Below are 16,201 nucleotides of genomic sequence, written 5' to 3' on the forward strand. Positions count from 1 at the left end.
GCAGGCAAGCCAGCTCCCACAGTTGATGTTGGTGGCTGTACAGGCCTTATTCCGGTGCGTGATCGCGCAAAAACACCAGGTTATCCGGCTTGGACTGCTCCGCATTGAAGCGATAGCCCTGTACATCGAACTGCTTGAGCTGGGCCGGATCGTTGATGCGTTCTTCAATCACAAACCGGCTCATCATGCCCCGAGCTTTTTTCGCGTAGAAGCTGATGATCTTGTACTGGCCGTTCTTCAGGTCCTTGAACTCGGTATTGATGATCCGCGCGTTCAAGGCCGTGCGCTTGACCGCCGAAAAATACTCATTGGACGCCAGGTTGAGCAGCACATCGTCGCCTTGCTCGGCCAGGGCTTCATTCAACCATTCGCTGATGCGTGTGCCCCAGAACGCGTAAAGGTCCTTGCCGCGGGCGTTGGCCAGCTTGGTGCCCATCTCCAGGCGATACGGCATCATCAGGTCCAGCGGGCGCAGCAGGCCGTACAGGCCCGAGAGCATACGCAGATGGTCCTGGGCATAGCTGAAATCGGCCTCGCTGAAAGTCTCGGCATTCAGGCCGGTATACACATCGCCCTTGAACGCCAGCAGCGCCTGCTTGGCGTTGGCCGGAGTGAAGGCCGGCGTCCAACTGCCGAAACGCGCGGCGTTGAGGCCACCGATCTTGTCGGAGACGTGCATCAACTCACTGATTTGCGCCGGGCTCAGTTCGCGCAGTTGCTCGATCAGTTCCTGGGAGTGGTCCAGGTACTGCGGCTGGGTGAAGCGCGCAGTGACCGGCTTGGACTCGAAGTCGAGGGTTTTGGCGGGGGAAATCACCATCAGCATGAAGTTGGCTCCTGGAATCGTGGGCGAGATTCTAGGGGTTGGGGCGTTTTGACTCCACCTATGATGGCGATAGATGCGATCCGCTATGATGGGCGGTAACTCTGTAGAGGGAGACCTCGTGTGCGATTAGCGCTTTTATTGTCCGCTTGCCTGCTGTGCCTGAATGCCCACGCCGCGCCGGTGGATGTCGCCAGCCTGGACCGTGGTACCTGGCCAGAAAAACTCGCCAGCCCGGCGCTGTTCGATGTGGCTTCGCGTGCGGAGATCCTGATGTTCGCCCACGGCCTGCTCGCCAGCGAAGCCCTGGACGACGCGGCGCTCAAGCAACGCCTGGGGCTGAAGAACATCAACCTGGCCGCCATCGGCGACCTGCGTCGCCAGCTCTGGCAACGGCTGTTGGAGAACTACACATTCGCCCAGCAGAGCTGCGAAGAAGACGCCTCGTTCTGCTACCTGGTGGAAAACATGGACGACCTGCGTGAGCAGGCCGGCAAGTTCGAGGTCAGTGACAACTCTTTCTATATAGGCTGGGCCGCCCCCAGCCGGCACTTTCACGAACGCTATCTGGACGAGTTGTTGCGCAAGGCCGCGCTGTTTCCGCAGATCAGCAGTGAAGTGGCGCGCTTTGGCGATCATGAGCGCAACGGTGATGAACTCAATGACCGGATGTTTTTACTGACCTTTGACGGTGGCCCTGCACCTGTCAGCGGCAATACCGACTGGCTCACCGATTACCTGCGCAAGCAAAAGATGAACGCGACGTTCTTTGTCCTTGGCAGCAGCTTGCAAACCCGTGTGGAGCGCAGTTCCGCCGCCGATGTGCAGGCGCTGTACCAAGGGCAGTGCGTGGGGCTTCAGGGCTGGCAGTACCGCTCCCACAGCCATTGGGTCGACTGGCAAAGCTCCATCACCCGCAGTGCCGGGCTGGTACAGAACCTGATGCCGGAAAACTATGTGCCCTTGTTCCGCCCACCGTATGGGCAGCGCCGCGCGGACAGCCAGGGCTTCTTCCAGCAACAGGGCCTGCAAGTGGCGTTATGGGACATCGACTCCCAGGACGAGCCGGGCAAGCTCAAGGCCGATGAGTCGGCGCAACGGGTGCTGACATTGATGCTGCTGTGGCGCAAAGGCGTGATCGTGTTTCACGACACCCAGGACAAGGCGCGGGTGGGATTGCCGATGGTGTTGCAGGCTACGGCGCAGAGTGGCTTGGGCTGGCAGGAGTGTCGCGAGGCATTTCGATGAAGTGCCCGGCTTTGCTGGGGATGGGGTGTTTTCGGGGCGATTTGCTGCGACATTTCGATGCAGGCGGACTTCCGACTTTAACGGGGTACATGGCACTCGGCTAGTGCTATTCGTCATCCTGAAAAATAAACTTCAAAAAAGCGTCAAAGTGCTTTTTCCTGTCATGGGTTTTGCGGTATTACGAAGTCAGACCGCCGAAACCTGCAACACAGGTGGCGTCTTCCAAGACTCCGCATGTGGGCACTGCACTTGACGTCCCTCAGGTGCACTCGGTGGTCGAATCGAGGCGCAGCACCGCCCAGGTATTGCGTCGAATGGCTCCCACAAAGGTGACCGAGTATGGATGATCATGGACGTAACCCTTCTTCCGACCAGCCAATCCTTTATGTGCTTGATACCAACGTATTGATCCACGATCCAAATGCACTGCTGAACTTCGAAGAACACCACGTCGCCATCCCGATGATCGTGCTTGAGGAGCTCGACAAACTCAAAAGCGGCCACCACAGCGTTGCCGCCGAATGCCGCCAGGCCATCCGTCTGATCGACAAGACATTGGGCGAAGCCTCGCCCGAGGACGTCGAGGTTGGCGTGCCCATCCAGCGTGGCAAGAGCGGGCCCAAGGGCTTGCTGTCGATCCTGATGAGCAAGCGCAGCGAGCCCAACAGCCTGCTGCCGGAAAACCTGAACGACAACAAAATCATCAACCAATTGATCGACCTGCACGCTCGCGACAAGGACCTGCGCGTAGTGCTGGTGACCAAAGACATCAATATGCGCCTCAAGGCACGAGCGTGTGGGATTGCTGCCGAGGACTACAGCACCGACCAACTGGTCGACGACGTGTCGATGCTCTCGCGTGGTTATCACATGATGACCGGCTCGTTCTGGGACCGTGTCAGCAAGGTCGAAACCCGTCAGGACCACGGCCGCACCTGGCACCAGGTACAGCTGATCGACAACCTGCCGGCCGTGCATATCAATGAGTTCATCGTCGACGAACAGGGCTTCGTGGGCTGGATCAAAGAGATCCAGGTCGACAAGCTGCTGATCCTCGACCTGCATCAGGAACCCCTGTTGCACCAGGAAGCCTGGGGCCTGAAACCGCGTGATATCTACCAGAGCCTGGCGCTGTATGCGCTACTCGATCCGGACATTCACCTGGTCAACCTGACGGGCGCCGCAGGTTCGGGGAAAACCATCCTCGCCCTGGCCGCCGCCATCGAACAGACCATGGTGACCAAACGCTATCGCCGCATCATCGCCACCCGCAGCGTGCAGGGCCTGGACCAGGAAATCGGTTTCCTGCCCGGTACCGAGGCGGAAAAAATGGAGCCGTGGCTGGGGGCTATTACCGACAACCTCGAAGCCTTGCACATGGATGACGAAAACACCCATGGCAGCGTCGACTACATCCTCAGCAAAGTGCCGTTGCAGTTCAAATCCCTCAACTACATCCGAGGTCGCAGCTTCCAGCAGAGCCTGATTCTGATTGATGAATGCCAGAACCTTACGCCGCACCAGATGAAAACCATCATCACCCGTGCTGGCGCCGGTTCCAAAGTGGTGTGCCTGGGCAACCTGGCGCAGATCGACACCCCTTACCTGTCCGCGACCAGCTCCGGGCTGACTTACCTGACGGAACGCTTCAAGGACTTCCCGAACGGCGTGCACATTGCGCTGCAAGGGGTACCGCGTTCGATTCTGGCTGAATACGCCGAGTCCCATCTTTAACTGCAGCGAACCCGCGACGAAAAGCCCCGGATTTTTCACGAAGTCCGGGGTTTTTGTTTTGTGCGACATTTGCCTGCGTTAACGCGTCCCGGGTGCTTGTGGTCTCTGTAATTATTTTGTTACATTTTTTCTTGCGATAAAAACTATAAGAACACTGCAAGACCCCGTCGGAACACCACCTCCTTGATTCGACGAACGTTTAGAAAACCTGTCCAGGGTTTTCACCGTGACCCTGCCTATTACAAAAGCCCGAAACACCGCTCATTGATGACGCACATATCCAAAGGGAAAGGAAAATGGACGTAGCAGGTAATGGCTTCATTGTGTCGCAACGCAATCGCACTCCCCGTTTCAAGACCACACCCCTCACACCCATAGCACTCGGCCTGGCCTTGTGGCTGGGCCACGGCTCCATGGCCAATGCAGACGACAACCCCTACACCCCGCAGGTATTGGAATTGGCGTTCAGGAAAGCCGTCGCCTCATTCGGCCCTGATACCGCCGTGTACAAAAACCTCAGGTTTGCCTACGCGGATATTGTCGATCTTGCGGCCAAGGACTTCGCGGCCCAGTCCGGCAAGTTCGATTCGGCCCTCAAGCAAAACTATGAGCTGCAACCCGAGAACCTGACCATTGGCGCCATGCTCGGCGACACCCGTCGGCCACTGGACTACGCTTCGCGCCTGGATTACTACCGCAGCCGGCTGTTCAGCAACAGCGGCCGCTACACCACCAATATTCTGGACTTCTCCAAGGCCATTATCGCCAACCTGCCGGCCGCCAAGCCTTTCACCTACGTCGAGCCGGGCGTGAGCAGCAACCTGAGCGGGCAATTGAACGCAGGCCAGTCCTGGGCTGGCGCAACCCGTGACTGGAGTGCCAACGCGCAAACCTGGAAGACCCCGGAAGCTCAGGTCAATTCCGGCCTGGACCGCACCAACGCGTATTACGCCTATGCCTTGGGCATCACCGGCAAGGGGGTCAATGTTGGCGTGCTGGACTCGGGCATCCTCACCGAACACTCCGAGTTTCAGGGCAAGAACGCCCAGGGCCAGGACCGAGTGCAGGCGGTGACATCTACCGGCGAGTACTACGCCACCCATCCGCGCTACCGCCTTGAAGTGCCCAGCGGCGAGTTCAAGCAGGGCGAACATTTCAGCATCCCAGGGGAATACGACCCCGCGTTCAACGACGGGCATGGCACAGAAATGTCCGGGGTGCTGGCCGCCAACCGCGACGGCACCGGTATGCACGGCATTGCCTTCGACGCCAATCTGTTTGTCGCCAACACCGGCGGCAGCGACAACGACCGCTACCAAGGCTCCAACGACCTCGACTACAACGCATTCATGGCCAGCTACAACGCCCTGGCGGCGAAGAACGTGGCGATCGTCAACCAGAGCTGGGGGCAGAGCTCGCGCGATGACGTGGAGAACCACTTCGGCAACGTCGGCGACAGCGCCGCGCAGAACCTGCGCGACATGACCGCCGCCTATCGCCCGTTCTGGGACAAGGCCCACGCCGGGCAGAAAACCTGGATGGACGCCATGGCCGATGCGGCCCGGCAAAACACGTTCATCCAGATCATCTCTGCGGGCAACGACAGCCACGGTGCCAACCCGGACACCAATGCGAACCTGCCGTTTTTCAAGCCGGATATCGAAGCTAAGTTCCTCTCCATCACCGGCTACGACGAGACCAGCGCCCAGGTCTACAACCGTTGCGGTACCTCCAAGTGGTGGTGCGTGATGGGCGTGTCGGGCATTCCGTCTGCCGGCCCCGAGGGCGAAATCATCCCGAATGCCAACGGCACCTCGGCCGCCGCGCCGAGCGTTTCCGGGGCCCTGGCGTTGGTGATGCAACGCTTCCCCTATATGACGCCCAGCCAGGCGCGGGACGTGTTGCTGACCACCTCCAGCCTGCAAGCGCCGGATGGCCCGGACACGCCGGTTGGCGAACTGACCGGAGGCCGCACCTACGACAACCTGCAACCGGTGCACGATGCCGCGCCGGGTGTCCCACAAGTACCAGGTGTGGTCAGTGGCTGGGGCTTGCCCAACCTGCAAAAAGCCATGCAAGGGCCGGGGCAGTTCCTCGGTGCGGTGGCAGTGGCGTTGCCCAGCGGTACCCGCGATATCTGGGCCAACCCGATTTCCGATGAAGCCATTCGCGCCCGCCGCGTAGAAGACGCTGCCGAGCAGGCGACCTGGGCCGCCACCAAGCAGCAAAAAGGCTGGCTCAATGGCCTGCCCGCCAATGCCTCGGCCGACGATCAGTTTGAATACGACATCGGTCATGCCCGGGAGCAGGCAACACTCACCCGCGGCCAGGACGTGCTCACCGGCAGCACCTACGTCGGTAGCCTGGTCAAGTCCGGGGATGGCGAGTTGGTGCTGGAAGGCCAGAACAGCTATTCGGGCAGCACTTGGGTACGCGGTGGCAAATTGTCGGTGGACGGCGCGTTGACCTCTGCCGTGACGGTAGACGGCAGCGCCGTTGGCATGCGCAATGCCGATAACGGCGTGATGACCACACTGGGCGGCACCCTGGCCGGCAACGGCACGGTGGGTGCCTTGACCGTCAACAACGGCGGGCGAGTGGCCCCGGGGCATTCGATAGGTACGCTGCGCACCGGCGATGTTACGTTCAATCCGGGTTCGGTGTATGCCGTCGAAGTCGGCGCCAATGGTCAGAGCGACCAACTCCAGAGCAATGGCGCGGCGACTCTCAACGGTGGTGTGGTGAGCGTGTCCCTGGAGAGCAGCCCCAATCTGTTGACCGCCACCGAGGCGCGCAGCTTGTTGGGCCAGCAGTTCACTATCCTCAGCGCCAGCCAAGGCATCCAGGGGCAGTTTGCGGCGTTCGCCCCCAACTACCTGTTCATTGGCATTGCGCCCAACTATCAACCGAACCAGTTGACCCTGGCGATAGCCCGCAACCAGACCACCTTCGCCAGTGTCGCGCAAACCCGCAACGAGCGTGCGGTGGCGACGGTGGCCGAGACATTGGGCGCTGGCAGCCCGGTCTACGAAAGCCTGCTGTCATCGGATTCCGCCGCCCAGGCGCGGGAGGGCTTCAAGCAACTTTCAGGGCAATTGCATTCGGACGTGGCCGCAGCGCAAATGGCCGACAGCCGCTACCTGCGTGAAGCGGTCAACGCTCGCCTGCAACAGGCGCAGGCACTGGACTCCAACGCGCAGATCGACAGCCGTGACAACGGCGGCTGGGTACAGCTACTCGGTGGACGCAACAACGTCAGTGGTGACAACAACGCCAGCGGTTACTCCTCGTCCACCAGCGGCGTACTGCTGGGCCTGGACACCGAGGTGAACGACGGCTGGCGCGTGGGCGCAGCCACCGGTTATACCCAAAGCCACCTCAACGGCCAGTCGGCGTCGGCGGACAGCGACAACTATCACCTGTCGGTCTATGGTGGCAAACGCTTTGAGGCGATTGCCCTGCGCCTGGGCGGTGCCAGCACCTGGCACCGCCTGGACACTTCGCGACGGGTGGCCTATGCCAATCAGTCGGACCATGCCAAGGCCGACTACAACGCGCGTACCGACCAAGTGTTTGCCGAGATCGGTTACACCCAATGGACCCTGCTTGAACCCTTCGCCAACCTCACGTACCTGAACTATCAAAGCGACTCGTTCAAGGAAAAAGGCGGTGCCGCAGCCCTGCATGCCAGCCAGCAAAGCCAGGACGCGACGCTCTCCACCCTGGGCGTGCGTGGCCATACCCAGTTGCCGCTCACGTCCACCTCGGCGGTGACCCTGCGCGGTGAGCTGGGTTGGGAGCACCAGTTTGGTGATACCGATCGTGAAGCTTCTCTGAAGTTTGCCGGCAGTGACACGGCCTTCGCCGTCAACAGCGTGCCTGTGGCCAGGGATGGCGCGGTGATCAAGGCCAGTGCGCAAATGGCGTTGACCAAGGACACCCTGGTGTCGTTGAACTACAGCGGCTTGCTCTCCAACCGGGGTAACAACAACGGGATCAATGCCGGGTTTACCTTCCGGTTCTAACCTTGAATGTAGGAGCGAGCTTGCTCGCGAAAAACGTCAACGATAACGCGTGCACCCTGGGTAAACGCGGCGCCTGAGAGTTTTTCGCGAGCAAGCTCGCTCCTACGGGATGGGATAAACAGCCTTGCGCAAATTTTGACCCACAGGTTTACAATCGCTGCTCCTGATCAGGAGTATCCCTGTGCTGACTCATCTCGATTCCCAAGGTCGCGCCCATATGGTCGACGTCACCGAAAAAGCCGTGACGTTCCGTGAGGCGGTGGCCGAAGCGCGGGTGCGTATGCTGCCCGCCACTCTGCAAATGATTGTTGACGGCGCCCACCCCAAGGGCGACGTGTTTGCCGTGGCCCGCATTGCCGGGATTCAGGCGGCGAAAAAAACCAGCGACTTGATCCCCCTATGCCATCCGTTGATGCTGACCGGCGTCAAGGTGGAGCTGCGCGCCGACGGCGTAGACGCTGTGCATATCCTCGCGCGCTGCAAACTCTCCGGCCAGACCGGCGTTGAGATGGAAGCCCTGACCGCCGCCAGCGTCGCGGCACTGACGATCTACGACATGTGCAAGGCGGTGGACCGCGGCATGACCATTGAGAGTATTCGCCTGCTGGAAAAGCTGGGCGGTAAGAGCGGGCATTTCAAGGCGGATGAACAATGAGTATCAATGTACTGTTTTTTGCGCGCTACGCCGAAGCGGTGGGTTTCGACTCGCTGGAGATGGAAGGTGAGTTTGCCAGTGTTGATGCCGTGCGCCTCGCGCTGGCTGCTGACCCGGAATTCGCCGTGCTCAACGAAGCGAGCCTGATGTGTGCGCGCAACGAGGAGTTGTGCAGCCTGGACGAGCCGGTGCAAGCCGGCGATGAAGTCGCTTTCTTCCCACCCGTGACCGGAGGCTGACCATGGCCATTCGTGTGCAGGTCGAAGCCTTTGATCCCGGTGCCGAAGTCAACGCCATGCACGCGGCCAACGTGGGCGTGGGCGCGGTGGTGAGCTTTGTCGGCTATGTACGCGACTTCAATGAGGGGCGCGACGTGTCAGGGATGTTCCTGGAACACTACCCCGGCATGACCGAAAAGGCCCTGGGCAAGATCGCTGTGGAAGCCGAGCAGCGTTGGCCGTTGCTCAAGCTGGAGGTGCTGCACCGTATCGGCGCGCTGGAGCCGGGCGAGCCGATTGTGTTTGTCGGCGCGGCCAGTGCGCATCGGCAGGCAGCGTTTGATGCCTGTGCATTTGTGATGGATTACTTGAAGACGCGGGCGCCGTTCTGGAAGAAGGAGAACACCAGTGAGGGCCCGCGTTGGGTAGAAGGGCGCAGCAGTGACCACGCCGCAGCGGATCGCTGGAAGTAGCCAGCCAGACGCTGAAACCCATGTGGGAGCTGGCTTGCCTGCAATAGCATCACCTCGGCGTGACTGAAAAACCGAGGTGTCTGCATCGCAGGCAAGCCAGCTCCCACACAAGCCCGCTTCCACATTTTTTACCGCATTTCAGCTCAAGGGCGTTTGCGTTCTACAGCGCGCAACAAATGCGTCGGCGGCGTCTCACAGCTGATCTTGCGCCCCAGCAACGCCTCGATGGACGGCAACTGGTACGAGTCATCTTCGCCCGCAAAGCTGATCGACACACCCGCAGCCCCAGCACGCCCGGTACGGCCGATGCGGTGCACGTAGTCGTCCGGTACTTCCGGCAGGGTGAAGTTGATCACGTGGCTGATGCCGTCGATGTGAATACCGCGACCGGCTACATCGGTAGCCACCAGCACGCGGATCTTGCCTTCACGGAAGCCTTCCAGGGTCTTGATGCGCTTGTGCTGCGGCACATCACCCGACAGTTGCGCAGCGTTGACGCCGTCGCGCACCAGGCGTTCTTCGATGCGGCGCACTTCGTCCTTGCGGTTGGCGAATACCATCACGCGCTCCCAACCGTTGTCGTTGACCAGGTTGTAGAGCAGCTTGTACTTGTCGGCACCGGCGACGGCGTAGATATGCTGCTCGACGTTTTCGCTGGCAACGTTGAGTGCTTCGATCTCGACGATGGATGGGTCGGTGGTCCACTGCTTGGCGAGGTTCATCACGTCTTCGGTGAAAGTCGCGGAGAACAGCAGGGTCTGGCGCTCGGTTTTCGGCGGCGTCTGACGAATGATCTGGCGTACTTGCGGGATAAAGCCCATGTCGAGCATGCGGTCGGCTTCGTCCAGCACCATCACTTCGACCATGTCCAGGTGCACGTCGCCACGCTGATTGAAGTCGAGCAGGCGGCCCGGGGTGGCGACGAGGATGTCGCAATGACGGGCTTCGAGGTGCTTGAGTTGCTTGTCGAAGTCCATGCCGCCCACAAACGTCATCACGTTGAGGCCGGTGTACTTGGTCAGGTCGGCGGCGTCCTTGGCGATCTGCACCACCAGCTCCCGGGTCGGGGCGATGATCAGCGCGCGCGGTTCACCCATGTAGCGTTCCTTGGGCGGCGGCGTTTGCAACAGCTGGGTGATGATCGAGATCAGGAACGCGGCGGTCTTGCCGGTGCCGGTCTGGGCACGGCCGATGGCGTCTTTGCCCGCGAGGGTGAAGCCCAGCACTTGTGCCTGGATGGGCGTGCAGTACGGGAAACCCAGGTCCTGGATGGCGTGCATCAGTTCCGGGGCCAGTTTGAAATCGTGGAAGCGGGTTTTGCCTTCCTGGGGTTCGACGACGAAGTCTTCGAGTTTCCAGGGGGTCACGGGCGGTTTGGGCGCACGTTCGCGACGGGGCTTGGCCACAGGCGCCGGGGCGGGTGCGGCAGGCTTTACCTGTTCAGGCGGCGTCACCGTGGTTTTGTTCGGTGAGGCGGCGGGCGCGTTCCGGCCGGGCTGTTGACCGTCATTGCGGTTGCCGGGCTTGGGGGCAGGAGCACTGGGAACAGGCGCGAGCGGCTCAGCCTCGCTTTTGCCGAACATCTTCTTGAGTGCTTTGAGCACGGTCATCTCATTAATTGATTAAGGAATGTACGCCGGCCAGTGTAATGCAAGAATCGGGCGCGGCGTAGTGCGTCTGTCATACGGCTACATAAACACGGGATTCAGCGCAGGCGTTCAGTCAGCCAGGTGCCTATATCGTGTATCTCTTGGGGTAACACTTCGTGGCCCATTGGGTATTCCTGCCATGTCACGGTGACACCACGGCCCTTCAAATGCTCGTAGGCGCTGCGGCCCATGGCGTTCTGCACCACTTCGTCGTACTGGCCATGCAGGCAGAGCGTGGGGATGCGTTGCTGGCTGGCGGATAATTCCAGGTCATTATCGAAGGTTGGCGCATAGGTGGAGAGGGCGATCACACCGCCCAAGGGCCCCTCCCATTTCTTGAACGCGGTGTGGAAAACCACCGCGCCACCTTGAGAAAAACCGGCGAGGAAAATTCGCGAGGTGTCTATTCCGGTTCTCTGTTGCGCCTCAATCAGGTCTGTGACCATTTTTGCCGACGCTTCCAGTTCTTCCAGGCTGATCGAACGGGCCGGGCTCATGGCCTTGATGTCGTACCAGCTCGGCATCTCGTAGCCACCGTTAATCGTCACCGGACGCGTGGGCGCCTGGGGCAAAACGAAGCGGGTGGTCAGCAGGGTTTCCTGCAGGGCTTCGGCCACCGGCAGGAAGTCGTAGCGATCGGCGCCCAGGCCATGCAACCAGATAACGCAGGCGTCTGCGGGCTTGGCGGGCTGAAGAATCAAGGGTTCGGTCATGTCTGCTCCATAGATGTGCGGGCGCTCCGATGAGGTGCGTCGGAACGGTGCGCGACAGGTTGATCTGTTAAGAGAATGTCGCAAGGTTGAATCTTTTGCCATCGAAGCGCAGTTACAGCCACTCGGCCAAGACTCTGGTACGCGCCTTGCTATGTGTAGCTCGATGTCAGAACTCTCCCAGGGCGGTAACACTATCAGTGACTGCCGCTCGTGGGAAAGCAACTGGAATTACCGCAAAAACCTCATGCTGCTTGGCCCCAAAAAAAACCAACACGGGTCGATATCGCCTCATAAGGGTGCGCTGAGGTTGGAGCTCCGACACAACAAGAGCAATTGGAGGTTTGTAATGAAGGTATTGAAATCCACCCTGGCCATCGTCTCTGCGGCGGCTGTACTGGGGGTCAGTGGTTTTGCCCAGGCGGGCGCCACCCTGGACGCCGTGCAGAAGAAAGGCTTTGTGCAGTGCGGTGTGAGTGACGGCCTGCCGGGTTTCTCGGTGCCGGATGCCAGCGGCAAGATCCTCGGGATCGACGCTGACTATTGCCGCGCTGTGGCGGCTGCCGTATTTGGCGATGCCACCAAGGTCAAGTTCAGCCAGTTGAACGCCAAGGAGCGTTTCACCGCGCTTCAGTCAGGCGAAGTCGACATCCTGTCGCGCAACACCACCATGACCAGCTCCCGCGATGCGGGCATGGGCCTGAAATTCCCGGGCTTCATTACCTACTACGATGGCATCGGCTTTCTGGTGAACAACAAGCTGGGCGTCAAGAGCGCCAAGGAACTAGACGGTGCGACCATCTGCATCCAGGCCGGTACCACCACCGAGCTGAACGTTTCCGACTATTTCCGCGCCAACAACCTCAAATACACCCCGATCACCTTCGACACCTCCGATGAAAGCGCCAAGTCGCTGGAGTCCGGGCGTTGCGACGTGCTGACGTCCGACAAATCCCAGCTGTTCGCCCAGCGCAGCAAGCTGGCTTCGCCGAAAGACTACGTGGTGCTGCCGGAAACCATTTCCAAGGAGCCTCTGGGCCCGGTCGTGCGTAACGGTGATGACGAGTGGCTGGCCATCGTGCGCTGGGTGGGCTACGCCATGCTCAACGCTGAAGAGGCCGGTGTGACCTCCAAGAACGTCGAAGCTGAAGCCAAGGCCACCAAGAACCCGGACGTTGCGCGTCTGCTCGGTGCCGACGGCGAATACGGTAAAGACCTGAAAGTGAAGAAGGACTGGGTGGTACAGATCGTCAAGCAAGTGGGTAACTACGGCGAGATGTTCGAGCGCAACCTGGGCAAGAGCACGCCGCTGGAAATCGACCGTGGCCTGAACGCCCTGTGGAACAACGGCGGCATTCAATACGCACCCCCTGTGCGCTGATCGCTGATGGTTCTGTCACCCGGTAGGCCAACTGCCGGGTGATGTTCTGTTCCATTATTTTCGGGGCACTTCATGCAAAATCAAATCGGCGCACCCAAGCAGAAGCTCAGCTTCAGCGACCCCAAAGTGCGTGCGTGGCTGTTCCAGATCATCACGATCGTGGCGGTGGTCTCGCTGGGCTGGTACCTGTTCCATAACACCCAGACCAACCTGCAACACCGGGGCATCACCTCGGGTTTCGACTTTCTTGAGCGCAGTGCCGGTTTCGGCATCGCGCAGCACTTGATCGACTACACCGAATCGGACAGCTATGCCCGGGTGTTTGTCATTGGCCTGCTCAACACTTTGCTGGTGACCGTCATCGGTGTGGTGCTGGCAACCCTGCTCGGCTTCATCATCGGCGTGGCACGCTTGTCGCCCAACTGGATGATCAACAAGCTGGCGACGGTGTACGTGGAGGTATTCCGCAACATTCCGCCGCTGTTGCAAATCCTGTTCTGGTACTTCGCGGTGTTCCTGACCATGCCAGGGCCGCGCAACAGTCATAACTTCGGTGACACCTTCTTTGTCAGCAGCCGTGGCTTGAACATGCCGGCAGCGCTGGCGTCCGACGGGTTCTGGCCGTTTGTCACCAGCCTGGTGGTCGCTATCGTTGCCATCGTGCTGATGACCCGCTGGGCCAACAAGCGCTTTGAAGCGACGGGGGTTCCTTTCCATAAATTCTGGGCGGGCCTGGCGCTGCTGGTGGTGATCCCGGCGTTGTGCGTGTTGATCTTCGGTACGCCATTGCATTGGGAAATGCCCAAGCTTGCGGGCTTCAACTTTGTCGGTGGCTGGGTACTGATCCCAGAGTTGTTGGCGTTGACCTTGGCGCTGACGGTGTACACGGCGGCATTTATTGCCGAGATCGTGCGCTCGGGCATCAAGTCCGTCAGCCATGGCCAGACCGAAGCGGCACGTTCACTGGGCCTGCGCCCGGGGCCGACGCTGCGCAAGGTCATCATCCCGCAAGCGTTGCGCGTGATCATTCCGCCGCTGACCAGCCAATACCTGAACTTGGCGAAAAACTCGTCGTTGGCCGCCGGTATCGGTTATCCGGAAATGGTTTCGCTGTTTGCCGGCACGGTACTCAACCAGACCGGCCAGGCCATTGAAGTCATTGCCATCACCATGAGCGTGTACCTGGCGATCAGCATCAGCATTTCCCTGCTGATGAACTGGTACAACAAGCGCATTGCGCTGATCGAGCGGTGAGGACACACCCATGACTACGCATACGTTCAAACCTGACATGCCACCGCCGAGCAAAGTCTTCGGGCCGGTGGCCTGGATGCGCGCCAACTTGTTCTCGAGCTGGCTCAATACACTGCTGACCCTGCTGGCGATCTACCTGGTGTACCTGGTGGTGCCACCGATCCTGCACTGGGCCATCCTCGATGCCAACTGGGTGGGCACCACCCGCGCCGACTGCACCAAGGAGGGCGCCTGTTGGGTATTTATCCAACAGCGCTTCGGGCAGTTCATGTATGGCTATTACCCCGTCGACCTGCGCTGGCGCGTGGACATGACGGTGTGGCTGGCCATCGTGGGCGTGGCGCCGTTGTTCATCTCGCGTTTCCCACGCAAGGCGATCTATGGCCTGGGCTTTTTGGTGCTGTACCCGATCATTGCCTACTGCTTGCTGCATGGCGGCGTGTTCGGGCTGAGCAACGTGGCGACCAGCCAATGGGGCGGCTTGATGCTGACCCTGGTGATCGCCACGGTGGGCATCGCCGGCGCCTTGCCGCTGGGCATTGTGCTGGCGCTGGGGCGGCGTTCGAACATGCCGGCCATTCGGGTGGTCTGCGTGACCTTCATCGAGTTCTGGCGCGGCGTGCCGTTGATCACCGTGCTGTTCATGTCTTCGGTGATGCTGCCGCTGTTCCTGCCTGAAGGCATGAACTTCGACAAGCTGCTGCGGGCGCTGATCGGTGTGATCCTGTTCCAGTCGGCCTATGTGGCCGAAGTGGTGCGCGGTGGTTTGCAGGCGATTCCCAAGGGCCAATACGAAGCCGCTGCGGCGATGGGTCTGGGCTACTGGCGCAGCATGGGCCTGGTGATCCTGCCGCAAGCCTTGAAGATGGTGATCCCTGGGATCGTCAACACCTTCATTGCCCTGTTCAAGGACACCAGCCTTGTGATCATCATCGGCCTGTTCGACCTGCTCAACAGCGTCAAGCAAGCCGCCGCCGACCCAAAATGGCTGGGCATGGCTACCGAAGGCTATGTGTTCGCCGCCCTGGTGTTCTGGATTTTCTGTTTTGGTATGTCGCGCTATTCCATGCATCTGGAACGCAAGCTCGACACTGGCCACAAGCGTTAGGAGTTTTTTGATGAGCGAAGCAATCAAACAGCCTGTGAGCCCTGAAGGCATTATCCAGATGCAGGGCGTCAACAAGTGGTACGGCCAGTTCCACGTGTTGAAAGACATCAACCTCAACGTCAAGCAGGGCGAGCGTATCGTGCTGTGCGGCCCGTCGGGCTCGGGCAAGTCCACCACCATCCGCTGCCTCAACCGCCTGGAAGAGCACCAGCAAGGCCGCATTGTGGTCGATGGTGTGGAACTGACCAATGACCTCAAGCAGATCGAAGCGATCCGCCGCGAAGTCGGTATGGTGTTCCAGCACTTCAATCTGTTCCCGCATTTGACCATCCTGCAGAACTGCACGCTGGCGCCGATGTGGGTGCGCAAGATGCCCAAGCGCAAGGCCGAGGAAATTGCCATGCACTACCTGGAGCGTGTGCGCATTCCGGAGCAGGCCCACAAGTTTCCCGGGCAGCTTTCAGGTGGTCAGCAACAGCGTGTGGCGATTGCCCGCGCGCTGTGCATGAAGCCCAAAATCATGTTGTTCGACGAGCCGACATCGGCGCTGGACCCGGAGATGGTCAAAGAGGTACTGGACACCATGATCGGCCTGGCCGAAGACGGCATGACCATGTTGTGCGTGACCCACGAAATGGGCTTTGCCCGCACAGTGGCCAATCGCGTGATCTTCATGGACAAGGGCGAGATCGTCGAGCAGGCGGCGCCGAATGACTTCTTTGATAACCCGCAGAATGAGCGGACCAAGTTGTTCTTGAGCCAGATATTGCATTGATCGACGTTTGAAAAAATAAACCCGGCCTGGTGCCTAATGCCAGTCAGTTAAGAGCTAGAGCAGACAACCAGTGACTTGTGGCGAGGGAGCTTGCTCCCGCTGGACTGCGTAGCAGTCCCATTTTGGGGGCCGCTTCGCGCCCCAGCGG

At 60.1% G+C, this 16,201-nt stretch carries 13 protein-coding genes; 10 read left to right on the forward strand and 3 right to left on the reverse strand.

From position 1 onward, the window contains the following. Positions 1–46: 46 nt before the first annotated feature. Positions 47–826 (reverse strand): peroxide stress protein YaaA, encoded by a 780-nt coding sequence (yaaA, locus tag APH41_RS20310; RefSeq protein WP_034128704.1) that lies wholly within the window; start codon positions 824–826, stop codon positions 47–49. Positions 827–946: 120 nt separating this feature from the next. Between yaaA and APH41_RS20315 the strand changes: the two genes are divergently transcribed. The 6 genes from APH41_RS20315 (at position 947) to moaE (ending at position 9,176) form a co-directional block, all read left to right on the forward strand. Continuing rightward, positions 947–2,071: a polysaccharide deacetylase family protein gene (locus APH41_RS20315; RefSeq protein ID WP_054921038.1), complete on the forward strand. Its 1,125-nt coding sequence runs from the start codon at positions 947–949 to the stop codon at positions 2,069–2,071. Positions 2,072–2,410: 339 nt separating this feature from the next. Continuing rightward, complete coding sequence (locus APH41_RS20320; protein WP_005785025.1) at positions 2,411–3,805, forward strand: PhoH family protein; 1,395 nt, start codon at positions 2,411–2,413, stop codon at positions 3,803–3,805. Positions 3,806–4,101: 296 nt separating this feature from the next. Next, positions 4,102–7,830, forward strand: a complete 3,729-nt coding sequence (locus APH41_RS20325; RefSeq protein ID WP_054921042.1) for an autotransporter domain-containing protein — start codon at positions 4,102–4,104, stop codon at positions 7,828–7,830. A 181-nt stretch (positions 7,831–8,011) separates the two neighbouring features. Continuing rightward, positions 8,012–8,485, forward strand: a complete 474-nt coding sequence (gene moaC, locus APH41_RS20330) for a cyclic pyranopterin monophosphate synthase MoaC (protein WP_034128701.1) — start codon at positions 8,012–8,014, stop codon at positions 8,483–8,485. Then, positions 8,482–8,724 carry a molybdopterin converting factor subunit 1 gene (moaD, locus tag APH41_RS20335; protein ID WP_032903342.1) on the forward strand — a complete coding sequence of 81 codons (243 nt, stop codon included), beginning with the start codon at positions 8,482–8,484 and terminating at the stop codon, positions 8,722–8,724. The genes moaC and moaD overlap by 4 nt, the downstream gene beginning before the upstream one ends. 2 nt (positions 8,725–8,726) lie before the next feature. Beyond that, complete coding sequence (gene moaE, locus APH41_RS20340; RefSeq protein WP_054921052.1) at positions 8,727–9,176, forward strand: molybdopterin synthase catalytic subunit MoaE; 450 nt, start codon at positions 8,727–8,729, stop codon at positions 9,174–9,176. Between the two features lie 143 nt (positions 9,177–9,319). On the opposite strand, the gene rhlB is transcribed toward moaE, so the two are convergent. Both rhlB and APH41_RS20350 read right to left on the reverse strand, forming a co-directional pair. Then, positions 9,320–10,786 carry an ATP-dependent RNA helicase RhlB gene (gene rhlB / locus APH41_RS20345; protein ID WP_034128699.1) on the reverse strand — a complete coding sequence of 489 codons (1,467 nt, stop codon included), beginning with the start codon at positions 10,784–10,786 and terminating at the stop codon, positions 9,320–9,322. Between the two features lie 95 nt (positions 10,787–10,881). Beyond that, positions 10,882–11,538, reverse strand: coding sequence for an alpha/beta hydrolase (locus APH41_RS20350; protein WP_054921054.1), 657 nt, complete (start codon positions 11,536–11,538; stop codon positions 10,882–10,884). A gap of 346 nt (positions 11,539–11,884) precedes the next feature. Here APH41_RS20350 and APH41_RS20355 point away from each other — a divergent pair, with 346 nt between their 5' ends. The 4 genes from APH41_RS20355 (at position 11,885) to APH41_RS20370 (ending at position 16,053) form a co-directional block, all read left to right on the forward strand. After that, entirely contained in the window at positions 11,885–12,916 is a 1,032-nt protein-coding gene (locus tag APH41_RS20355; protein WP_034128697.1) for an amino acid ABC transporter substrate-binding protein, read from the forward strand. 72 nt (positions 12,917–12,988) lie between these two features. Further along, on the forward strand, positions 12,989–14,170 hold the full coding sequence (locus APH41_RS20360; protein ID WP_054898976.1) for an amino acid ABC transporter permease: 1,182 nt from the start codon (positions 12,989–12,991) through the stop codon (positions 14,168–14,170). Positions 14,171–14,180: 10 nt separating this feature from the next. Next, positions 14,181–15,278, forward strand: coding sequence for an amino acid ABC transporter permease (locus APH41_RS20365; RefSeq protein WP_014717022.1), 1,098 nt, complete (start codon positions 14,181–14,183; stop codon positions 15,276–15,278). Between the two features lie 10 nt (positions 15,279–15,288). Next, entirely contained in the window at positions 15,289–16,053 is a 765-nt protein-coding gene (locus tag APH41_RS20370; RefSeq protein WP_010444394.1) for an amino acid ABC transporter ATP-binding protein, read from the forward strand. Positions 16,054–16,201 lie beyond the last annotated feature (148 nt).

The sequence above is a fragment of the Pseudomonas sp. NBRC 111138 genome (genome assembly GCF_001320835.1).
Lineage (GTDB): Bacteria > Pseudomonadota > Gammaproteobacteria > Pseudomonadales > Pseudomonadaceae > Aquipseudomonas > Aquipseudomonas paracarnis.